This is a genomic window from [Enterobacter] lignolyticus SCF1, assembly GCF_000164865.1.
GTDB lineage: Bacteria > Pseudomonadota > Gammaproteobacteria > Enterobacterales > Enterobacteriaceae > Enterobacter_B > Enterobacter_B lignolyticus.
This window is the reverse complement of record NC_014618.1, coordinates 2,028,739-2,049,094: the sequence shown is the minus strand read 5'-3', so window position 1 is coordinate 2,049,094 and position 20,356 is coordinate 2,028,739. Positions and strand designations below refer to the sequence as shown.

Sequence of the window (20,356 nt, the reverse complement as noted above, 5' to 3'; positions counted from 1 at the left end):
CGCTTATTTGTAATTTTCTTACAGTGCACTGTACTGTGTTTACGTAATTACCGAAACTCTGATTCACCAGTATACGGGCTTTAAAGGCACCGCAGGGAAAAAACCGCGTTCGCCGCTGCGGCAACCGCTTAATTTTGTGGGTTATTTCAAACGCAGCGTCGCTGCTAAAACACGACTCTGATCATGTAATGAAAAAAAACAACATTTTTTGCTGCCTTTCCTCACCGTTGTGCGGCGCCCAGGGGTATATTCTTGCTAAAATGCACAATGATTTCACCCATTAATGAAATCGTTTCAATTGATGAGCGCCTGCTACTAATGAACATGCTGGAAAAAATCCAGTCCAGACTGGAAAACCTTAGCAAATCCGAGCGTAAAGTGGCGGAAGTTATTCTGTCCTCACCCTCCCAGGCTATCCACTCGAGCATTGCCGCACTGGCGCTGGAGGCAGGCGTCAGCGAGCCTACCGTCAACCGCTTCTGCCGGAGTCTGGAAACGCGCGGTTTCCCCGATTTCAAGCTGCACCTCGCCCAAAGCCTCGCCAACGGTACACCGTATGTGAACCGCAACGTCGATGAAGACGACAGCGTCGAAGCCTACACGGGGAAGATTTTCGAATCGGCGATGGCGAGCCTCGATCACGTCCGCCAGTCGCTGGATATGGCCGCGGTGAACCGCGCTGTCGACCTGCTGACGCAGGCCAAGAAGATTGCCTTCTTCGGCCTCGGCTCCTCCGCCGCCGTCGCGCATGACGCCATGAACAAGTTTTTCCGTTTTAACGTCCCGGTGGTGTACTCCGATGACATCGTTTTGCAACGCATGAGCTGTATGAATTGCAACGATGATGACGTGGTGGTGCTTATCTCCCATACCGGGCGGACCAAAAGTCTGGTTGAGCTGGCGCAGCTGGCTCGCGAAAACGACGCGATGGTTATCGCCCTCACCTCTGCCGGTACGCCGCTTGCGCGTGAGGCGACGCTCGCCATTAACCTGGACGTTCCGGAAGATACTGACATTTATATGCCCATGGTGTCCCGTCTGGCGCAGTTAACCGTGATCGACGTCCTGGCAACTGGTTTTACTCTGCGCCGGGGGGCAAAATTCAGGGATAACTTGAAGCGGGTCAAGGAAGCATTAAAGGAATCGCGTTTTGATAAGGAATTGCTGATACACAGCGATAATCATTAAAATTTGATAACAAGCTTGTAACTTATTTATACATTCGGTTAAGTTCCTGCATACTTCTTTCTGTGTGGAACGTCCGTATCCATATTCACGCAACACCAAAGTTGTTTCAGTCAACGGAGTATTACATGTCCAGAAGGCTTCGCAGAACCAAAATCGTCACCACGTTAGGCCCGGCTACCGATCGCGATAACAACCTGGAAAAAGTTATTGCGGCTGGCGCTAACGTTGTGCGCATGAACTTCTCTCACGGCACCCCTGAAGATCATAAGCTTCGTGCAGATAAGGTGCGTGAAATTGCGGCAAAACTGGGTCGTCATGTTGCAATCCTTGGTGATTTACAGGGACCAAAGATCCGCGTTTCAACGTTTAAAGAAGGCAAAGTTTTCCTCAATATCGGCGACAAATTCCTGCTGGACGCCAACCTGGGTAAAGGCGAAGGCGACAAAGAACAGGTTGGCATCGACTATAAAGGCCTGCCGGATGACGTCGTACCCGGTGATATCCTGCTGCTCGACGACGGTCGCGTGCAGCTGAAAGTCCTGCAGGTGCAGGATATGAAGGTCTTTACCGAAGTGACCGTTGGCGGCCCGCTGTCTAACAACAAAGGCATTAACAAGCTGGGCGGCGGTCTCTCTGCCGAAGCGCTGACCGATAAAGACAAAGCAGACATCAAAACCGCGGCGCTTATCGGCGTCGACTACCTGGCCGTATCCTTCCCGCGCTGCGGCGAAGACCTTAACTACGCCCGCCGCCTGGCGCGCGATGCTGGCTGCGACGCCAAGATCGTCGCGAAAGTGGAACGCGCTGAAGCCGTCTGCAGCCAGGACGCGATGGATGACATTATCCTGGCCTCCGACGTGGTGATGGTGGCTCGTGGCGATCTCGGCGTGGAAATCGGCGACCCGGAGCTGGTCGGCATTCAGAAAGCGCTGATCCGTCGCGCCCGTCAGCTGAACCGTGCGGTGATCACCGCCACCCAGATGATGGAATCAATGATCACCAACCCGATGCCGACCCGCGCGGAAGTCATGGACGTGGCGAACGCCGTGCTGGACGGCACCGACGCCGTGATGCTGTCTGCGGAAACCGCCGCCGGGCAGTACCCGGCAGAGACCGTGGCGGCGATGGCGCGCGTCTGTCTCGGCGCGGAGAAAATCCCCAGCATCAACGTATCGAAACACCGTCTGGACGTGCAGTTTGACAACGTGGAAGAGGCTATCGCCATGTCCGCAATGTACGCGGCCAACCACCTCAAGGGCGTGACCGCCATCATCAGCATGACCGAGTCCGGCCGTACCGCGCTGATGACCTCTCGCATCAGCTCCGGTCTGCCGATTTTCGCCTTGTCCCGTCATGAGCGCACGCTGAACCTGACGTCCCTGTACCGCGGCGTGACGCCGGTGCATTTTGACAGCCCGTGCGACGGCGTGGCCGCCGCGCAGGACGCCGTCAACCTGCTGCGTGACAAAGGCTACCTGATCTCCGGCGACCTGGTTATCGTGACCCAGGGCGATGTGATGAGCACCGTCGGCTCCACCAACACCACGCGCATCCTGACCGTCGAATAATTTCACCGTCGCAGAATGTGAAAATCCCCCATCGCTGGGGGATTTTTTTTATTTCTTCGGGAACAAGTCTTTGCGCCGATAGGGCTCTGTTTCGCCCGGCTTGCGGGTCTTCAGCAGCTTCAGTATCCAGGTGTACTGTTCCGGGTGCGGCCCGACAAAAATCTCCACCTCTTCGTTCATCCGCCGGGCGATGGTGTTGTCGTCCGCGGTCAGCAGGTCATCCATCGGCGGGCGCACTTCCACCGTCAGGCGATGCGTTTTGCCGTTGTAAACCGGAAACAGCGGCACCACCCGCGCGCGGCAGACCTTCATCAGGCGGCCAATCGCGGGCAGAGTGGCTTTATAGGTCGCGAAGAAATCCACAAACTCGCTGTGCTCTTCGCCGTGATCCTGATCCGGCAGATAGTAGCCCCAGTACCCCTGACGGACAGACTGAATAAACGGCTTGATGCCGTCATTGCGCGCGTGCATGCGGCCGCCAAAACGCCGGCGCACCGTGTTCCAGACGTAATCAAAGACCGGGTTGCCCTGATTATGGAACATTGCCGCCATCATCTGGCCTTCCGACGCCATCAGCATTGCCGGGATATCGACCCCCCAGCCGTGGGGCACCAGGAAAATCACCTTCTCGTTGTTGCGGCGCAGATCATCGATAATCTCCTTGCCCTGCCAGTCGACGCGGGCGAGGATTTTTTTCGGATCGCGCAGGCCGAGTTCGGCCATCATCACCATCGCCTGCGGCGCGGTGGCGAACATGTCGTCGATCATCGTCTCCCGCTCCTGCTCGCTTTTGTCCGGAAAGCAGTACAGCAGGTTAATCTGCGCGCGACGCCGGGCGCTGCGGGCAAACTTCCCCGTCAGACGGCCTAACGCCCCGAGGATCGGATCGCGAAACGAAGGCGGAGTGAGCGCAATACCGGCAAACGCGAAGACGCCAATCCAGGATCCCCAGAAGCGCGGGTGTAAAAAAGATTTCTCGAACTGAGGAATAAACTCAATGTTATTTTTTTTCGTTTCCATGCCGGTTCCAGAGTCGTACCAGAAATAAATAATGGGATAGTGTAGCGAGGCCGGAAGCATCGCACAAAAGAAAAAGCCGGCGCCCATCGGGTGCCGGCCTTGCGCGAACAGCAATTAATCAATCTGCAGCTGCGGAACGACGTCTTTCACCTGCGCCAGGTAATCGCGGCGATCGGAGCCGGTCAGCCCCTCGGTACGCGGCAGCTTCGCCGTCAGCGGGTTCACCGCCTGCTGGTTGATCCACACTTCATAATGCAGATGCGGGCCGGTAGAACGGCCGGTATTCCCTGACAGGGCGATACGGTCGCCGCGCTTTATCTTCTGTCCAGGCTTGACCAGCAGCTTACGCAGGTGCATATAGCGCGTGGTGTAGGTCCGGCCATGGCGAATCGCCACATAGTATCCGGCCGCGCCGCTGCGTTTCGCCTGCACGACTTCGCCGTCGCCAACCGCCAGAACCGGCGTACCCTGCGGCATCGCAAAGTCTACGCCGCGGTGCGGCGCGACGCGGCCCGTGACCGGGTTCAGGCGACGCGGGTTAAAGTTTGACGAGACGCGGAACTGGCGCGAGGTCGGGAAGCGCAGGAACCCCTTCGCCAGCCCGGTGCCGTTGCGGTCATAGAATTTGCCGTCTTCGGCGCGAATCGCGTAGTAGTCTTTACCATCGGAACGCAGACGCACGCCCAACAGCTGGCTCTGCTCGCGCTTGCCTTCCAGCATTTCGCGGGACATCAGCACCGAAAACTCGTCGCCTTTTTTCAGCTTGCGGAGGTCCATCTGCCACTGCATCGCTTTAATAACCGCGCTAATTTCCGCGCTGGTCAGCCCGGCGTCGCGGGCGCTTGAGACAAAGCTTGCGCCGACGGTGCCTTTCAGCACGCTGTTCACCCAGTCACCTTCCTGCATTTCGCTGCTCATCTTAAAGCCGTTAGCGGTGCGGTCGTAGGTGCGCGTTTCGCGGCGGGACATCTCCCAGGTCAGCTGCTGCAGATCGCCATCGGCGTTGAGCGTCCATGACAGCTGCTGGCCGATTTTCAGGTTGCGCAGGTCTTTATCCGCAGCGGAAAGCTGGCTGATGTCGCCCATGTCGATACCGTACTGGTTCAGCACGCTGCTGAGGGTATCGCCTGTCGACACCACGTACTCATGCACGCCGGCATCGCCATCGGCTTTATCATCCAGTTCGTCCTGGGGAATGGCTTCTTCTTCCTGCGGCGCCTGGTCGATAGGCTCGCTGGCCTCGGGCAGCAGTGAACGGATTTCGTTTTTTTCCAGCTCGATCGTTTTGACGATCGGCGCGGTGTTGGGGTGATAAACGTAGGGTCGCCAGACGGCGACCGCTAAGGTGAGAACGGTAAGCGACCCCAGCATAACGCGGTGAGGTCGCGGCAAATTGTTAAATGCCAGGGCGACAGAGCGGGCTATCTGTTGCACGTATTCACTTCCTCATTAATCTCCTTTCAGGCAGCTCGCATACTGGTTCGCCAGTTGGGTAAGAAACGCCGCATAGCTCGTTTTACTCACCGGGATGCTAATGCCGAGCGGGTCCAGCGTTCCCATACGAACGGAGGTTCCGCGGGCAACCGCTTCCACCACTGCCGGCCTGAATTGTGGCTCAGCAAAAACGCAGGTCGCTTTTTGCTCAACCAACTGTGTTCTTATTTCGTGTAAACGCTGCGCACCAGGCTGAATTTCCGGGTTGACGGTAAAATGCCCCAACGAGGTCAAACCGTAGTGTTTTTCGTAGTAGCCATAGGCATCATGAAAAACGAAATACCCCTTATTTTTCAGCGGCGCCAGCTCGCTACCCACCTGCTTATCGGCTGCGGCAAGTTGTGCCTCAAAATCCTTCAGGTTGGCGTCTAGTTTGGCTCGACTTTGCGGCATAAGTTCCACTAATTTATCGTGGATTGCAACCGCTGAGAGGCGCGCTATCTCTGGGGAGAGCCACAGATGCATGTTGTACTCGCCATGATGGTGATCTGCATCACTTTTTTCAGCGCTGCCGTGGTCATGCTCATCGGCATGGTCGTCATCGTCCACTCCTTTGATGAGCAGCGGTTTCACGCCGTCGAGCGTTGAAATCGTGACTTTTTTACCCTCCGGGAACGCGCTAGTTGTCTTGTCCATAAAGGCTTCCATTTCTGGACCAATCCATACCACTAAGTCGGCGTTTTGTAAGCGTTTTACATCCGATGGGCGCAGGGAATAGTCGTGTTCTGAAGCGCCGTCAGGCAGCAGAACCTGCGTCTCTGTTACACCGTCTGCAATGGCGGCGGCAATGAATCCGACCGGTTTCAGCGAAGCGACAACGGCCGCCTGAGAAGGCGCCGCGGCGGCTCCCCACAGGGCAGCCGATAAGGCTGCGCAAAGAAGCGTATTTTTATGTAACATAATGCGTCATTTAATCGTAATGGATGAGGGGAATGTGATATTATAACATTCACTCGTTAGTGCAAGCCCAAATTCTCATGACCAATCTTGTCACACTAGAAAACGTCTCGGTCAGCTTCGGCCAACGCCGCGTGCTGTCGGATGTTTCACTGGCTCTGAAGCCAGGCAAAATATTGACGCTTCTTGGCCCCAACGGCGCCGGGAAGTCGACGCTCGTCCGCGTGGTTCTCGGACTGGTCGCGCCCGGCGAGGGCGTTATCCGCCGCGAAGGGAAGCTGCGTATCGGCTATGTTCCGCAGAAGCTGCACCTTGACGCCACCATGCCGCTGACGGTAGGACGCTTTCTGCGCCTGCGTCCTGGGACGCGCAAGGACGATATTTTACCGGCGCTGAAACGTGTCCAGGCGGGACACCTGCTCGACGCGCCGATGCAAAAGCTCTCCGGCGGGGAAACCCAGCGCGTGCTGCTGGCGCGCGCCCTGCTCAACCGGCCGCAGCTGCTGGTTCTGGACGAACCGACCCAGGGCGTTGATGTCAACGGCCAGGTCGCGCTGTATGATCTGATTGACCAGCTGCGCCTTGAGCTTAACTGCGCGGTGCTGATGGTGTCCCACGACCTGCATCTGGTGATGGCGAAAACCGACGAGGTGCTGTGTCTGAATCACCATATCTGCTGCTCCGGCACGCCGGAGGTGGTTTCCATGCATCCGGAATTTATCTCGATGTTCGGCCAGCGCGGCGCGCAGCAGCTCGGTATCTATCGCCATCAGCATAACCACCGCCATGATTTACAGGGACGCATCGTACTGCGCCGGGGAAATGGTCACTCATGATTGAACTGCTTCTGCCCGGCTGGCTGGCCGGGATCATGCTCGCCTGCGCGGCGGGTCCGCTGGGCTCGTTTGTCGTCTGGCGCCGGATGTCCTACTTCGGCGACACCCTCGCCCACGCCTCGCTGCTCGGCGTCGCTTTTGGCCTGCTGCTGAACGTGAACCCGTTTTATGCGGTGATTGTGGTCACACTGATGCTGGCGGGCGGTCTGGTCTGGCTGGAGCGCCGCCCTCACCTCGCGGTGGACACGCTGCTGGGGATTATGGCCCACAGCGCGCTGTCGCTGGGCCTGGTGGTGGTCAGCCTGATGTCCAACGTGCGCGTCGACCTGATGGCCTACCTGTTTGGCGATCTGCTTGCCGTCACGCCGTCCGACCTTATCTCTATTGCCCTCGGCGTTATCGTGGTGGTGGCGATTTTACTCTGGCAGTGGCGTAACCTGCTGTCGATGACCATCAGCCCCGACCTGGCGTTTGTGGACGGTGTGAAGCTGCAGCGCGTGAAGCTGCTGCTGATGCTGGTGACGGCACTGACTATCGGCGTGGCGATGAAGTTTGTCGGCGCGCTGATTATCACGTCGCTGCTGATCATCCCGGCGGCGACCGCGCGTCGTTTCGCCCGTACGCCGGAGCAGATGGCCTGGATCGCGGTAGTAACGGGGATGATAGCGGTTACAGGCGGGCTTACCTTCTCCGCCTTCTACGATACGCCGGCAGGGCCGTCGGTAGTGCTGTGCGCCGCGGCGCTGTTTATTCTCAGCATGACGAAAAAAGCGGCGCAGTAGCTTTATGGCGTCTGCGGCGGGGTGATGCCGAAATGGTTCCACGCCCGCACTGTCGCCATTCGCCCGCGCGGCGTGCGCTGCAAAAAGCCCTGCTGAATCAGGTAGGGCTCCAGCACATCCTCAATGGTCTCACGCTCTTCGCCGATGGCCGCGGCCAGGTTATCCAGCCCCACCGGTCCGCCGAAGAACTTGTCGATTACCGCCAGCAGCAGCTTGCGGTCCATATAGTCAAACCCTTCGGCGTCAACGTTGAGCATATCCAGCGCCTCGGCGGCAATGTGCGCCGAAATCGTGCCGTCGTGGCGCACCTCGGCGAAATCACGCACCCGTCGCAGCAGGCGGTTGGCGATACGCGGCGTACCGCGGGAGCGGCGGGCCACTTCCAGCGCCCCTTCTTCACTCATCTCAAGCCCCATATAGCGCGCGCTGCGCCCGACGATGTGCTGAAGATCCGGTACCTGGTAAAACTCCAGGCGCTGCACAATGCCGAAGCGGTCGCGCAGCGGCGACGTCAGCGAACCGGCGCGGGTGGTGGCGCCAATCAGGGTAAACGGCGGCAGGTCAATTTTAATCGAGCGCGCGGCGGGGCCTTCGCCAATCATAATATCCAGCTGATAATCCTCCATCGCCGGATACAGCACCTCTTCCACCACCGGGGACAGGCGGTGGATTTCATCGATAAACAGCACGTCGTGCGGTTCGAGGTTGGTCAGCATCGCCGCCAGGTCGCCGGCCTTTTCCAGCACCGGGCCGGAGGTGGTGCGCAGATTGACGCCCATCTCGTTGGCGACAATATTCGCCAGCGTGGTTTTGCCCAGCCCCGGCGGACCAAAGATAAGCAGATGATCCAGCGCATCGCCGCGCAGCTTCGCCGCCTGAATGAAGATTTCCATCTGCGAGCGCACCTGCGGCTGGCCGACGTACTCCGCCAGCAGCTTCGGGCGAATCGCGCGGTCTGCAACCTCTTCTGCAGTGGAGCTGCCTGCGGAAATCAGGCGGTCTGCTTCAATCATCCCTTACCTCACAATGCGGCGCGAAGCGCTTCGCGAATTAGCGTTTCACTGTTGGCGTCCGGACGGGCGATTTTGCTTATCATCCGGCTGGCTTCCTGTGGTTTATAGCCCAGCGCCACCAGCGCGGCAACCGCTTCCTGCTCGGCATCATCCGCCGCCGGGCTCGCCGGAGAGGTCAGCACCAGGTCGGCGGCCGGAGTGAACAGATCGCCGTGCAGGCCTTTGAAGCGGTCCTTCATCTCGACAATCAGGCGCTCTGCGGTTTTCTTGCCGATGCCCGGCAGTTTCACCAGCGCCGCCGGATCTTCGCGTTCAACCGCGTTAACGAACTGCGCCGCGGACATACCGGAAAGAATCGCCAGCGCCAGCTTCGGCCCCACGCCGTTGGTCTTGATAAGCTCGCGGAACAGCGTGCGCTCCTGCTTGTTATTGAAGCCAAACAGCAGCTGGGCGTCCTCGCGCACCACAAAATGGGTGAAAATAATAGCCTCTTTCCCCTGGTCCGGCAGTTCGTAGAAACAGGTCATTGGCATATGGACTTCGTAGCCGACGCCGCCCGCCTCTAACAGTACCAGCGGGGGTTGTTTTTCCAGAATAATGCCTCTGAGTCTGCCGATCACATGACGCTCCTGCGTTAGGGTATGAGTTCGAAAGCCATATCATAAAAAAAGGCTGGATAAACATCCAGCCTGATTTTGCATTAACGTAGCCTTCCTCGCGCCAGGTTGAGCCGCGATTCGCTCACCTGCATCGCATTCTGGCTGACGTGACAGTGCGTAATGGCTATCGCCAGCGCATCCGCCGCATCGGCCTGAGGGTTAGCGGGAAGCTTCAGCAGGGTTCGCACCATGTGCTGCACCTGGCTTTTCTCCGCGCTGCCGATGCCGACCACCGTCTGTTTTACCTGACGGGCGGCATATTCAAACACCGGCAAATCCTGGTTTACCGCCGCGACGATAGCGACGCCGCGCGCCTGGCCGAGCTTCAGCGCCGAGTCGGCGTTTTTCGCCATAAAAACCTGCTCAATGGCGAAATAGTCGGGCTGAAACTGGGTGATTATCTCCGTCACGCCTGCGTAGATAAGCTTCAGGCGCGACGGCAGATCGTCGACTTTGGTGCGAATACAGCCGCTGCCAAGGTAGGTTAGCTGGCGACCAACCTGACGGATGACGCCATAACCGGTGACGCGTGAGCCTGGGTCAATGCCGAGAATAATGGCCATCACGCGCTCCCGGTGGTGTTATGGTCAGCAACGCCATTACAGGGTTGCCGCAACCTCATCAGAGATTTCGCCGTTGTGGTACACTTCCTGCACGTCGTCGCAGTCTTCGAGCATATCGATAAGACGCAGCAGCTTCGGCGCAGTTTCCGCATCCATGTCCGCTTTGGTCGACGGGATCATGGAGACTTCTGCGTTGTCCGCTTTCAGGCCAGCGGCTTCCAGCGCATCGCGTACCGCGCCCATCTCTTCCCAGGCGGTGTATACGTCGATAGCGCCGTCGTCAAAGGTCACCACGTCTTCAGCACCGGCTTCCAGCGCCGCTTCCATGATGGTGTCTTCATCGCCCGCGTCAAAGGAAATCACCCCTTTTTTGCTGAACAGGTAGGAAACGGAGCCGTCGGTCCCCAGGTTACCACCGGTTTTGGTGAAGGCGTGACGCACTTCGGCAACGGTACGGTTACGGTTGTCGGACAGGCACTCCACCATCACGGCGGTACCGCCAGGGCCGTAGCCTTCATAAATGATGGTTTCCATGTTCGCGTCTTCGTCACCGCCTACGCCGCGCGCAATCGCACGGTTCAGGGTGTCGCGCGTCATGTTGTTGGACAGCGCTTTATCAATTGCCGCACGCAGACGCGGGTTGGAACCCGCATCGCCGCCGCCCAGACGCGCAGCTGTTACCAGCTCACGAATGATTTTGGTGAAAATTTTACCGCGCTTGGCATCCTGTGCCGCTTTGCGGTGTTTGGTGTTGGCCCATTTACTATGACCTGCCATAAAAATATCTCCAGTAAGCCGTCTTTCTCAGACGGTATGAATTACAAATTCTTCAATCGCCTGCCGGTTGCTCCACGACTTGGTGAGGCTGGCGGCTTCGCCTGCGTCTACCCAGCGGTATGCCAGATGTTCGCTTATCTCGACCTGTCGCTCATGGGGCAGCGCAAGACAGAACCACGATTCTGTATTGCGCTCGGTACCCGGCGCGTAGCGATGACGTAAATGCGAAAAAATCTCAAACTCCACCGTGCGCTGACAGTCCTCTAAGGTCAGTTGCTCACCGGCAACGTCAATGGCGACCTCTTCCTTTACTTCACGCGCGGCGGCCTGCGGCGCGGTTTCACCGGCTTCAAGGCTGCCAGTCACTGACTGCCAGAACGCCGGATCGTCGCGCCGCTGCAGCATCAGCACCCGTTTCGTATCTTGCGCAAAAATGACCACTAAAACCGAAACGGGGAGCTTAAACGTCATATCAGTTATTCTCTTCCTTCTTGACCACCTGAATGCCCAGCTCGGCGAGAGACGCCGGGTTAGCAAAGCTCGGCGCTTCGGTCATCAGACAGGCCGCGGCGGTGGTTTTCGGGAAGGCGATAACATCACGAATGTTGTCAGTGCCGGTCAGCAGCATGGTCAGGCGATCCAGACCGAATGCCAGGCCCGCGTGCGGCGGCGTGCCGTACTTCAGCGCGTCCAGCAGGAAGCCGAACTTCTCGCGCTGCTCCTGTTCATTGATGCCGAGGATGCCAAACACGGTCTGCTGCATGTCGCCACGGTGAATACGCACAGAACCACCGCCCACTTCGTAGCCGTTGATAACCATGTCGTAGGCGTTGGCGACCGCCTCTTCCGGCGCTGCCTTCAGCTCGGCCGCAGTCATATCCTTCGGCGAGGTGAACGGGTGGTGCATCGCGGTCAGGCCGCCTTCGCCGTCCTCTTCAAACATCGGGAAGTCGATAACCCACAGCGGCGCCCATTTGCTTTCGGCGGTCAGGCTCAGGTCTTTGCCGAGCTTGAGGCGCAGCGCGCCCAGCGCGTCGGCCACCACTTTCTTGTTGTCCGCGCCGAAGAAAATCATGTCGCCATCCTGCGCGCCGGTGCGGGCCAGGATCTCTTCCACGATTTCAGCATTCAGGAACTTCGCCACCGGGCTGTTGATGCCGTCCAGGCCATTCGCGCGTTCGTTGACCTTGATGTACGCCAGGCCCTTCGCGCCGTAAATCTTAATAAAGTTGCCGTAGTCGTCAATCTGCTTGCGGCTTAAGCTGGCGCCGCCCGGAACGCGCAGCGCGGCGACGCGGCCTTTCGGGTCGTTAGCCGGACCGGCGAAGACTGCGAACTCAACGTTTTTCAGCAGGTCGGCAACGTCCACCAGCTCCATCGGGTTACGCAGATCCGGTTTGTCGGAGCCGTAGCGGCGTTCTGCTTCGGCGAAGGTCATGATCGGGAAATCGCCCAGATCCACGCCCTTAATTTCCAGCCACATCTGACGCACCATCGCTTCCATCACTTCACGCACCTGCGGCGCGGTCATGAAGGAGGTTTCCACGTCGATCTGGGTGAATTCCGGCTGGCGGTCAGCGCGCAGGTCTTCGTCGCGGAAGCATTTAACAATCTGGTAGTAGCGGTCGAAGCCGGACATCATCAGCAGCTGTTTGAACAGCTGCGGCGACTGCGGCAGCGCGTAGAATTTACCCTTGTGCACGCGGCTCGGCACCAGGTAATCGCGCGCGCCTTCCGGCGTCGCTTTGGTCAGCATCGGGGTTTCGATGTCGAGAAAGCCGTGGTCGTCCATGAAGCGACGCACAAAGCTGGTGATTTTCGCGCGGGTTTTCAGGCGCTGGGCCATCTCCGGGCGACGCAGGTCGAGATAGCGGTACTTCAGACGCGCTTCTTCGGTGTTGACCTGGTTTGAGTCGAGCGGCAGCGGTTCCGCGCGGTTGATGATGGTCAGATCGGTGGCGAAGACTTCCACCTCGCCGGTCGCCATATCGCGGTTTACGTTTCTCTCGTCGCGCGCACGTACGGTGCCGGTGACCTGAATGCAGAACTCATTACGCAGTTCGGAGGCCAGTTTAAACGCATCGACGCGATCCGGGTCGAAGAACACCTGAACGATACCTTCGCGGTCACGCATATCGATGAAGATAAGGCTGCCGAGATCACGACGGCGGTTGACCCAACCACACAAAGTCACCTGCTGCCCGACGTGGGACTGACGCAGTTGCCCGCAATATTCTGTACGCATGAGATATCCCTTAACTTAGCCGCAGGCCGAATTGTCGCCTGCCTTGCAGGCAATACTGTCGCAGCTTTAGCTGAATGTCACAACTGGATGAAAAAAGGCGGCTATTATACTGGAAATTCTGCCGTACGATAAGCCCGACGCGCATCGTACGCGTGATTGCTGTACGCTTGTTGCGCGTCCTCACAAAAATTAACAAAAATGTGCGTCCGGATGGCCGTCATCTCATCGTAAGGTGGCTCCTCTAACAGAGTGATTTAACGGGGATTAACATGTTTGAACTGAACGCAAAGAAAACGGCGCTGGTGGTTATCGACCTGCAGGAAGGTATTTTACCTTTCGCCGGAGGCCCGCATGCGGCCAGCGACGTGGTGGCTAATGCGGCGAAAATGGCCGACAAATGCCGCCAGCAGGGATCGCCCGTTGTCATGGTGCGCGTCGGCTGGTCAGCCGATTACGCCGAAGCATTAAAGCAGCCGGTCGACGCCCAGGCGCCTGCGCGCGTGCTGCCGGACAACTGGTGGACGTACCCGCAGGCCCTGGGTAAAAAAGCGAGCGATATTGAGGTCACTAAGCGCCAGTGGGGCGCCTTTTACGGCACCGACCTGGAGCTTCAGCTGCGCCGTCGCGGCATCGACACACTGATTCTGTGCGGTATCTCCACCAACATTGGCGTTGAGTCCACCGCGCGCAATGCCTGGGAGCTGGGATTTAGCCTGGTAATCGCGGAGGACGCGTGCAGCGCCGCCAGCGCGGAACAGCATCAGGGCAGCATGACGCATATATTCCCGCGCATCGCCCGCGTGCGCAGCACCGGGGAGATCCTCAAGGCCTTATGATCTATCTTGGGCTCCCGCAGTGGTCGCACCCGAAATGGGCGCGACTGGGTATCACCGGTCTGGATATCTATGCCCGCCACTTTAACTGCGTGGAGGGCAACACCACGCTGTACGCCCTGCCGAAAGCGGAGATCGTCGAGCGCTGGAAAGCGCAAACCGACGACGGCTTCCGCTTCTGCTTTAAGTTTCCGGCGACTATCTCCCATCAGGCGGCGCTACGCCGCTGCGATGATTTAACCGCGGAGTTTTTTAACCGGATGGACCCGCTGGCGGCGCGCATCGGTCAGTACTGGCTGCAGCTGCCGGCAACCTTCGGTCCCGGAGATCTCCCTGCCCTGTGGGCGTTTCTCGACGGCCTGCCGGGCACCTTCACCTACGGCGTTGAAGTGCGCCATCCGCTGTTTTTCGCCAAAGGCGAAGAGGAAAAGCAGCTCAACCGCGGGCTTCACGCGCGCGGCGTTAACCGCGTTATTCTCGACAGCCGCCCGGTACATCACGCCATACCGCACAGCGAGGCGGTGATTGAGGCCCAGCGCAAAAAGCCGAAGGTGCCGGTTCACGCGGTAGTCACCGCCGCCAACCCGATGGTGCGCTTTATCGGCAGCGACGACATGGCGCAGAACCAGCAGCTGTTCGCGGTCTGGCTGCAAACCCTGCCGCAGTGGGCGCAGACCACAACGCCGTATCTGTTTTTGCACACCCCGGATATCGCCCAGGCGCCGGAGCTGGTGGATACCCTGTGGAGCGACCTGCAGCGCGTGCTGCCGGAGATCGGTTCCGCGCCGTCTATCCCATTGCAAACTTCTCTTTTCTGATATTCCTTTCTATCATAGACAGTGCCATCGACCAGTTTAAAAGGGAGTTTGTATGGTAAGCGCGCTGTATGCCGTGCTGGGTGCGTTGTTGTTAATCAAGTTTTCTTTTGACGTCGTACGCCTGCGTATGCTCTACCGCGTCGCCTACGGCGACGGCGGTTTTAGCGAGCTGCAAAGCGCCATTCGCATTCACGGCAACGCGGTGGAGTACATCCCCATCGCCCTGCTGCTGCTGCTGTTCATGGAGATGGACGGCGCCGCAAACTGGATGGTGCACATCTGCGGCATTCTGCTGATCGCCGGGCGCCTGATGCACTATTACGGCTTTCACCATCGCCTGATTCGCTGGCGCCGTTCGGCGATGAGCGCCACCTGGTGCGCGCTGGTGCTGATGGTGCTGGCGAACCTGTGGTATATGCCCTGGGAGTTGGTTTTCTCCCTGCATTAGCGCACAATACGCCGTTTTTATTTTCTGGAACCACGTTATGTCCCATCGCGACACGCTTTTTTCTGCGCCAATCGCCAGCCTCGGCGACTGGACCTTCGATGAACGGGTAGCCGAAGTGTTTCCCGATATGATCCAGCGTTCAGTGCCGGGTTATTCCAATATCATCTCGATGATCGGTATGCTCGCGGAGCGCTTCGTGAAGCCCCGCACCCAGGTGTACGATCTGGGCTGCTCTCTGGGCGCGGCGACGCTGTCCATTCGCCGCAATATTGCGCACGAGGGCTGCAACATTATCGCGATTGATAACTCTCCGGCCATGGTAGAGCGCTGCCGCCGCCACATTGAGTCCTGGAAAGCGCCGACGCCGGTTGACGTCATCGAAGGCGATATCCGCGATATTCACATTGAAAACGCCTCGCTGGTGGTCCTCAATTTTACCCTGCAGTTCATCGCGCCTGCGGAGCGCCAGGCGCTGCTGGCGAAGATCTATCAGGGGCTGAACCCGGGCGGCGCGCTGGTGCTGTCGGAAAAGTTCAGCTTCGAGGACGAGACCGTAGGCGAACTGCTGTTCAACATGCATCATGACTTCAAGCGCGCCAACGGCTACAGCGAGCTGGAAATCAGCCAGAAGCGCAATATGCTGGAAAACGTGATGCTGACGGACTCGGTGGAAACCCACAAGGCGCGCCTGCATCAGGCGGGCTTTGAGCACAGCGAGCTGTGGTTCCAGTGCTTTAACTTTGGCTCTCTCGTGGCGCTGAAAGCCGGGGAAGCGGCATGATCGATTTCGGTAATTTTTATCAGCTAATCGCCAAAGATCCGGCCCTCTCCCACTGGCTGGAAACGCTGCCCGCGCAGATTGCCGCCTGGCAAAAGGCCTCGCTCCACGGCCAGTTCAAGCAGTGGTCGCGCTCCGTCGAGTTCTTGCCCGAACTGCAGCCGTGGAAGCTGGACCTCCTGCACAGCGTCAGCGCACAGAGCGAATCGCCGCTCAGCGACGGACAGCTGAAGGGCATCGAAAAGCTCTTACGCAACCTGATGCCGTGGCGCAAAGGGCCGTTTTCGCTGTACGGTCTGGATATCGATACCGAATGGCGCTCCGACTGGAAGTGGGATCGCGTGCTGCCGCATCTTTCTGACCTGACCGGCCGGACTATCCTCGATGTCGGCTGCGGCAGCGGCTACCACATGTGGCGTATGGTGGGCGCAGGCGCCCGTCTGGCGGTGGGCATTGACCCGACGCAGCTGTTCCTCTGCCAGTTCGAAGCGGTGCGTAAGCTGCTGGGCAACGACCAGCGCGCGCATCTGCTGCCGCTTGGCATTGAGCAGATGCCGGCGCTGCAGGCGTTTGACACCGTCTTCTCAATGGGCGTGCTTTATCACCGCCGTTCGCCGCTCGACCATCTGTGGCAGTTGAAAGATCAGCTGGTGCAGGATGGCGAACTGGTGCTGGAAACGCTGGTGGTGGACGGTGATGAAAATACCGTGCTGGTGCCCGGCGATCGCTACGCCCAGATGCGCAACGTCTACTTCATCCCCTCGGCGGCCGCGCTGAAGATGTGGCTTGAGAAGTGCGGCTTTGTCGATGTGCGTATTGTCGATATGAACGTCACCAGCACCGATGAGCAGCGCCGCACCGACTGGATGATCACCGAATCGCTGGCCGATTTCCTCGACCCGAACGACCGTACAAAAACGGTGGAAGGCTATCCGGCGCCGCTTCGCGCCGTAATTATCGCCAGAAAGCCCTGACATCTCGCGCATAAAAAAAGGCCCCTGTTTAAATGGCAGGGGCCTGGTACAAACAAGCATCACATTGGGCGACATGATGCGCGGTAAAAAACGGTTATTTCGCGTAGCGGGAGACGATCGTTTTCATCTCCGCCACCGACGCGCCGTTAACGGCGTATCGGGAATATTCATCGGCATCCGGGTCCGTTGACATCGACAGCCCTGGGTTACGAAAGCGCATCGGCGACGGCAGCCATTGACCTGCCGAGCTGTGCAGCTCCGTCACGCCAGCCTCGAGAAACAGCGTAAGGTTATTCGCCCTGACGCCTGCCCCAGCCATTATTATTGGAGTACGGCTTTCGGCAATAAGTTCCCTGATAAGCGAAAGACCTTTTTCCGCGCTCTGCTGCTGCCCGGAGGTCAGGATCCGTGCGACGCCGAGCGAGGCCAGCTGTCTGAAGGTCTCCAGCGGGTCGGCGCACATATCGAACGCCCGGTGAAACGTCACCGCCAGCGGACCGGCAGCTTCCATAATCAGACGCATTCTGGGAAGATCGACCTGGCCGTCGGCGTTCAGTACGCCGGTCACCAGCCCCGGGAAACCCAGCTCGCGGAGGGTGCGAATATCCTCCAGCATGGCGGCGAACTCCCCTTCGGTGTAGCAAAAATCGCCGCCGCGCGGTCGGACAATCGGATGCACCGGAATCGTCACCTGCTGACGCACCGATTTAAGCACGCCTGCCGACGGCGTTAATCCGCCTTCCAGCGGCGCGGCGCACAGCTCAATGCGGTCCGCTCCCTGCTGCTGCGCTTCACGCGCACACTCCATGCTGTAACAGCAGATTTCCAGCAAAGCCATTACCTTCTCCTTTTTTAACTGACGCGCCATCATGCCATGATTGCGTTATGCAGATCTCGCGTAAGCTCACATTGTTGCATCGCCTGCCTCGCTGGCGACAATCGCTTCAATAGACCACGGATGAAACTTAATCGTCACCCTGCCGTCCGTCACCGCCAGCGTCGGGTTCGGCAGCCGCTCCCGCTCCCCTTTCGGCGAGCTGGTTTTCACGACGATCCCGGGCTGGCTTAGCCCGCCATCCGCCAGCAGCGCCAGCGCGCGGGCGTTAAGCGTCTGCGGCTCGCCGGGCAGGACGATTTCGATATGCTCCCACCCTTCATGCGGATAGCGTTTTTCACCCGGCCAGGGCAGCTCTACCACCGCAAACTGCCAGTGGGCGACCGATACCGGCTGACGCAGTTTAAACAGGCAGATGGGGCGTCCGTTAATGATGTTTTCCGACAGCAGCTCGCCGCACTGTTCAAATCCCTTACGCCAGCGCTCGGCGGTCGCGTTCTGATGGCAGCGCAGGGAAATATGGTCTGCGGACAGCGGCGCAATATCCAGCCCCAGCCGGGTGGCAAGTTCTGTTAACGCTTCGGTGAATCGCGGCAAATCTGCGGAAATATCATGCAGTTCAGGTACGGTCTGCCAGTGTGTCATTTTTACCTCTGCGGGCGGGCTAAAGAGCGCTAATCTACCCTGTTGTCGACGACACACCAAATGAAGATTGCGCCCGGCGGCGAATGAATGGTTATTCGTTAATCGCGCGCTGTTTTTCCTCGTCTTACAGCGCGTTCGCAGGGCTGACGGCGCAGGGCAAATGCAGTATAATCGCGCCTTATCGTGTCCATATCCCGGCGCTGCCAGCAGACGAATGCAGCGCCATCAACGTAAGGTATTCCGGTGAATATTCAGGCTCTTCTCTCAGAAAAAGTCAGTCAGGCCCTGATTGCGGCAGGCGCGCCTGCCGATTGCGAACCGCAGGTTCGTCAGTCAGCAAAAGTACAGTTTGGCGACTATCAGGCCAATGGCGTGATGGCGGTTGCGAAAAAACTGGGCATGGCCCCGCGACAACTGGCAGAGCAGGTGCTGTCTCATCTCGACCTTAACGGCATCGCCAGCAAGGTTGAAATCGCCGGTCCGGGCTTTATCAATATCTTCCTCGACCCGGCATTCCTTGCAAGTCACGTTGACGCCGCGCTGGCTTCCGACCGCCTGGGCGTGGCGAAACAGCCCGCGCAGACCGTGGTTATCGACTACTCCGCGCCTAACGTGGCAAAAGAGATGCACGTCGGCCATGTGCGTTCCACCATCATCGGCGACGCCTCTGTGCGGACCCAGGAATTCCTTGGCCACAAGGTTATCCGCGCCAACCACGTCGGCGACTGGGGCACCCAGTTCGGCATGCTGATTGCCTGGCTTGAAAAGCAGCAGCAGGAAAACGCCGGTGAAATGGCGCTTTCTGACCTCGAAGGTTTCTATCGCGACGCGAAAAAGCACTACGACGAAGATGAAGCCTTCGCCGAGCGCGCGCGCGGCTACGTGGTGAAGCTGCAGGGCGGCGATGAGTATTGCCGTGAAATGTGGCGCAAGCTGGTCGACATCACCATGACCCAGAACCAGATAACCTACGAGCGCCTGAACGTGACGCTGACCCGCGACGACGTGATGGGCGAAAGCCTGTATAACCCGATGCTGCCGGGTATCGTCGCCGACCTGAAAGCCAAAGGCCTGGCCGTGGAGAGCGAAGGCGCCACCGTCGTATTCCTTGATGAGTTTAAAAACAAGGAAGGCGAAGCGATGGGCGTTATCATCCAGAAAAAAGACGGCGGCTATCTGTACACCACTACCGATATCGCCTGCGCCAAATACCGCTACGAAACCCTGCATGCGGATCGCGTGCTGTACTACATCGACTCCCGCCAGCATCAGCACCTGATGCAGGCGTGGACTATCGTGCGTAAAGCCGGCTATGTGCCTGACTCCGTGCCGCTGGAACACCACATGTTCGGCATGATGCTGGGCAAGGACGGCAAGCCGTTCAAAACCCGCGCAGGCGGCACCATTAAGCTCTCCGAACTGCTGGACGAAGCGCTGGACCGCGCCCGTCGCCTGGTAGCGGAGAAGAACCCGGATATGCCTGCCGACGAGCTGGAAAAACTGGCCAATGCGGTGGGTATCGGCGCCGTTAAGTATGCGGATCTGTCAAAAAGCCGTACCACCGACTACATCTTCGACTGGGATCTGATGCTGGCCTTCGAAGGCAATACCGCGCCGTATATGCAGTATGCCTATACCCGCGTGCTCTCCGTGTTCCGTAAAGCCGGTATCGAGGAAAGCGCGCTGGCCAGCGCCGCGGTCATCATCAGCGAGGATCGCGAAGCGCAGCTGGCGGCGCGTCTGCTGCAGTTTGAAGAGACGCTGACCGTGGTCGCTCGCGACGGCACGCCGCACGTCATGTGCGCCTATCTGTACGATCTGGCGGGCCTGTTCTCCGGTTTCTACGAGCACTGCCCGATCCTCTCCGCAGACAGCGAAGCGGTTCGCAACAGCCGCCTGAAGCTGGCGCTGCTGACCGCGAAGACCCTGAAGCTGGGCCTGGATACGCTGGGTATCGAGACCGTCGAACGCATGTAGTTAGCC

General features: G+C 58.7%; 20 protein-coding genes and 1 pseudogene. 10 read left to right on the top strand and 11 right to left on the bottom strand.

Annotated features, from left to right (window positions below):
- Positions 1 to 283: 283 nt before the first annotated feature.
- Together ENTCL_RS09675 and pyk are read left to right on the top strand one after the other, a co-directional pair.
- Positions 284 to 1,188, top strand: a pseudogene (locus ENTCL_RS09675) (MurR/RpiR family transcriptional regulator).
- A 125-nt stretch (positions 1,189 to 1,313) separates the two neighbouring features.
- Positions 1,314 to 2,756, top strand: coding sequence for a pyruvate kinase (gene pyk, locus ENTCL_RS09670; RefSeq protein WP_013365933.1), 1,443 nt, complete (start codon positions 1,314 to 1,316; stop codon positions 2,754 to 2,756).
- A 48-nt stretch (positions 2,757 to 2,804) separates the two neighbouring features.
- Here the strand turns inward: pyk and lpxM are convergent, their stop codons facing one another.
- The 3 genes from lpxM to znuA form a co-directional block, all read right to left on the bottom strand.
- The gene (gene lpxM / locus ENTCL_RS09665; RefSeq protein ID WP_013365932.1) at positions 2,805 to 3,776 is read right to left on the bottom strand and encodes a lauroyl-Kdo(2)-lipid IV(A) myristoyltransferase; all 972 of its coding nucleotides are present in this window, start codon (positions 3,774 to 3,776) and stop codon (positions 2,805 to 2,807) included.
- Between the two features lie 114 nt (positions 3,777 to 3,890).
- On the bottom strand, positions 3,891 to 5,210 hold the full coding sequence (gene mepM / locus ENTCL_RS09660) for a murein DD-endopeptidase MepM (RefSeq protein ID WP_013365931.1): 1,320 nt from the start codon (positions 5,208 to 5,210) through the stop codon (positions 3,891 to 3,893).
- A 15-nt stretch (positions 5,211 to 5,225) separates the two neighbouring features.
- Positions 5,226 to 6,170: a zinc ABC transporter substrate-binding protein ZnuA gene (gene znuA / locus ENTCL_RS09655; protein ID WP_013365930.1), complete on the bottom strand. Its 945-nt coding sequence runs from the start codon at positions 6,168 to 6,170 to the stop codon at positions 5,226 to 5,228.
- 77 nt (positions 6,171 to 6,247) lie between these two features.
- Between znuA and znuC the strand changes: the two genes are divergently transcribed.
- Together znuC and znuB are read left to right on the top strand one after the other, a co-directional pair.
- Complete coding sequence (gene znuC / locus ENTCL_RS09650; RefSeq protein ID WP_013365929.1) at positions 6,248 to 7,003, top strand: zinc ABC transporter ATP-binding protein ZnuC; 756 nt, start codon at positions 6,248 to 6,250, stop codon at positions 7,001 to 7,003.
- Positions 7,000 to 7,785 carry a zinc ABC transporter permease subunit ZnuB gene (gene znuB, locus ENTCL_RS09645; RefSeq protein ID WP_013365928.1) on the top strand — a complete coding sequence of 262 codons (786 nt, stop codon included), beginning with the start codon at positions 7,000 to 7,002 and terminating at the stop codon, positions 7,783 to 7,785. The genes znuC and znuB overlap by 4 nt, the downstream gene beginning before the upstream one ends.
- Before the next feature lie 2 nt (positions 7,786 to 7,787).
- On the opposite strand, the gene ruvB is transcribed toward znuB, so the two are convergent.
- The 6 genes from ruvB to aspS form a co-directional block, all read right to left on the bottom strand.
- Positions 7,788 to 8,798, bottom strand: coding sequence for a Holliday junction branch migration DNA helicase RuvB (ruvB, locus tag ENTCL_RS09640; protein WP_013365927.1), 1,011 nt, complete (start codon positions 8,796 to 8,798; stop codon positions 7,788 to 7,790).
- A gap of 8 nt (positions 8,799 to 8,806) precedes the next feature.
- Positions 8,807 to 9,418, bottom strand: coding sequence for a Holliday junction branch migration protein RuvA (gene ruvA, locus ENTCL_RS09635; protein ID WP_013365926.1), 612 nt, complete (start codon positions 9,416 to 9,418; stop codon positions 8,807 to 8,809).
- An 80-nt stretch (positions 9,419 to 9,498) separates the two neighbouring features.
- On the bottom strand, positions 9,499 to 10,020 hold the full coding sequence (gene ruvC, locus ENTCL_RS09630; RefSeq protein ID WP_013365925.1) for a crossover junction endodeoxyribonuclease RuvC: 522 nt from the start codon (positions 10,018 to 10,020) through the stop codon (positions 9,499 to 9,501).
- Between the two features lie 36 nt (positions 10,021 to 10,056).
- Positions 10,057 to 10,797 (bottom strand): YebC/PmpR family DNA-binding transcriptional regulator, encoded by a 741-nt coding sequence (locus tag ENTCL_RS09625; RefSeq protein WP_013365924.1) that lies wholly within the window; start codon positions 10,795 to 10,797, stop codon positions 10,057 to 10,059.
- 27 nt (positions 10,798 to 10,824) lie between these two features.
- Positions 10,825 to 11,268 carry a dihydroneopterin triphosphate diphosphatase gene (gene nudB / locus ENTCL_RS09620; RefSeq protein ID WP_013365923.1) on the bottom strand — a complete coding sequence of 148 codons (444 nt, stop codon included), beginning with the start codon at positions 11,266 to 11,268 and terminating at the stop codon, positions 10,825 to 10,827.
- 1 nt (position 11,269) lies between these two features.
- Positions 11,270 to 13,042, bottom strand: a complete 1,773-nt coding sequence (aspS, locus tag ENTCL_RS09615) for an aspartate--tRNA ligase (protein WP_013365922.1) — start codon at positions 13,040 to 13,042, stop codon at positions 11,270 to 11,272.
- 269 nt (positions 13,043 to 13,311) lie between these two features.
- Between aspS and ENTCL_RS09610 the strand changes: the two genes are divergently transcribed.
- Genes ENTCL_RS09610 through cmoB form a run of 5 tightly spaced genes read left to right on the top strand, consistent with a single transcriptional unit; the run spans position 13,312 to position 16,893 of the window.
- Complete coding sequence (locus tag ENTCL_RS09610) at positions 13,312 to 13,878, top strand: hydrolase (protein WP_013365921.1); 567 nt, start codon at positions 13,312 to 13,314, stop codon at positions 13,876 to 13,878.
- Positions 13,875 to 14,693, top strand: a complete 819-nt coding sequence (locus tag ENTCL_RS09605) for a DUF72 domain-containing protein (protein ID WP_013365920.1) — start codon at positions 13,875 to 13,877, stop codon at positions 14,691 to 14,693. Before ENTCL_RS09610 ends, ENTCL_RS09605 begins: the two co-directional genes overlap by 4 nt.
- A 52-nt stretch (positions 14,694 to 14,745) precedes the next feature.
- Entirely contained in the window at positions 14,746 to 15,141 is a 396-nt protein-coding gene (locus ENTCL_RS09600) for an MAPEG family protein (RefSeq protein WP_013365919.1), read from the top strand.
- A gap of 37 nt (positions 15,142 to 15,178) precedes the next feature.
- Positions 15,179 to 15,922, top strand: a complete 744-nt coding sequence (gene cmoA / locus ENTCL_RS09595) for a carboxy-S-adenosyl-L-methionine synthase CmoA (RefSeq protein ID WP_013365918.1) — start codon at positions 15,179 to 15,181, stop codon at positions 15,920 to 15,922.
- Entirely contained in the window at positions 15,919 to 16,893 is a 975-nt protein-coding gene (gene cmoB / locus ENTCL_RS09590; protein ID WP_013365917.1) for a tRNA 5-methoxyuridine(34)/uridine 5-oxyacetic acid(34) synthase CmoB, read from the top strand. Before cmoA ends, cmoB begins: the two co-directional genes overlap by 4 nt.
- A gap of 94 nt (positions 16,894 to 16,987) precedes the next feature.
- On the opposite strand, the gene cutC is transcribed toward cmoB, so the two are convergent.
- Both cutC and ENTCL_RS09580 read right to left on the bottom strand, forming a co-directional pair.
- Positions 16,988 to 17,731 carry a copper homeostasis protein CutC gene (gene cutC, locus ENTCL_RS09585; protein WP_013365916.1) on the bottom strand — a complete coding sequence of 248 codons (744 nt, stop codon included), beginning with the start codon at positions 17,729 to 17,731 and terminating at the stop codon, positions 16,988 to 16,990.
- 66 nt (positions 17,732 to 17,797) lie between these two features.
- A complete protein-coding gene (locus ENTCL_RS09580; RefSeq protein ID WP_013365915.1) occupies positions 17,798 to 18,373 on the bottom strand; it encodes a VOC family protein in 576 nt (191 codons plus the stop codon).
- Positions 18,374 to 18,616: 243 nt separating this feature from the next.
- Here ENTCL_RS09580 and argS point away from each other — a divergent pair, with 243 nt between their 5' ends.
- Complete coding sequence (gene argS / locus ENTCL_RS09575; protein ID WP_013365914.1) at positions 18,617 to 20,350, top strand: arginine--tRNA ligase; 1,734 nt, start codon at positions 18,617 to 18,619, stop codon at positions 20,348 to 20,350.
- Positions 20,351 to 20,356 lie beyond the last annotated feature (6 nt).

What these genes read in the sequence shown, in the direction of transcription:
- aspS (WP_013365922.1), bottom strand. Translation starts at nt 13,042, where the DNA reads ATGCGTACAGAATATTGCGGGCAACTGCGTCAGTCCCACGTCGGGCAG.
- znuC (WP_013365929.1), top strand. Translation starts at nt 6,248, where the DNA reads ATGACCAATCTTGTCACACTAGAAAACGTCTCGGTCAGCTTCGGCCAA.
- ruvB (WP_013365927.1), bottom strand. Translation starts at nt 8,798, where the DNA reads ATGATTGAAGCAGACCGCCTGATTTCCGCAGGCAGCTCCACTGCAGAA.
- ENTCL_RS09625 (WP_013365924.1), bottom strand. Translation starts at nt 10,797, where the DNA reads ATGGCAGGTCATAGTAAATGGGCCAACACCAAACACCGCAAAGCGGCA.
- ENTCL_RS09600 (WP_013365919.1), top strand. Translation starts at nt 14,746, where the DNA reads ATGGTAAGCGCGCTGTATGCCGTGCTGGGTGCGTTGTTGTTAATCAAG.
- nudB (WP_013365923.1), bottom strand. Translation starts at nt 11,268, where the DNA reads ATGACGTTTAAGCTCCCCGTTTCGGTTTTAGTGGTCATTTTTGCGCAA.
- ruvC (WP_013365925.1), bottom strand. Translation starts at nt 10,020, where the DNA reads ATGGCCATTATTCTCGGCATTGACCCAGGCTCACGCGTCACCGGTTAT.
- lpxM (WP_013365932.1), bottom strand. Translation starts at nt 3,776, where the DNA reads ATGGAAACGAAAAAAAATAACATTGAGTTTATTCCTCAGTTCGAGAAA.
- cutC (WP_013365916.1), bottom strand. Translation starts at nt 17,731, where the DNA reads ATGGCTTTGCTGGAAATCTGCTGTTACAGCATGGAGTGTGCGCGTGAA.
- ENTCL_RS09580 (WP_013365915.1), bottom strand. Translation starts at nt 18,373, where the DNA reads ATGACACACTGGCAGACCGTACCTGAACTGCATGATATTTCCGCAGAT.
- cmoB (WP_013365917.1), top strand. Translation starts at nt 15,919, where the DNA reads ATGATCGATTTCGGTAATTTTTATCAGCTAATCGCCAAAGATCCGGCC.
- ENTCL_RS09610 (WP_013365921.1), top strand. Translation starts at nt 13,312, where the DNA reads ATGTTTGAACTGAACGCAAAGAAAACGGCGCTGGTGGTTATCGACCTG.
- pyk (WP_013365933.1), top strand. Translation starts at nt 1,314, where the DNA reads ATGTCCAGAAGGCTTCGCAGAACCAAAATCGTCACCACGTTAGGCCCG.
- cmoA (WP_013365918.1), top strand. Translation starts at nt 15,179, where the DNA reads ATGTCCCATCGCGACACGCTTTTTTCTGCGCCAATCGCCAGCCTCGGC.
- znuA (WP_013365930.1), bottom strand. Translation starts at nt 6,170, where the DNA reads ATGTTACATAAAAATACGCTTCTTTGCGCAGCCTTATCGGCTGCCCTG.
- ENTCL_RS09605 (WP_013365920.1), top strand. Translation starts at nt 13,875, where the DNA reads ATGATCTATCTTGGGCTCCCGCAGTGGTCGCACCCGAAATGGGCGCGA.
- znuB (WP_013365928.1), top strand. Translation starts at nt 7,000, where the DNA reads ATGATTGAACTGCTTCTGCCCGGCTGGCTGGCCGGGATCATGCTCGCC.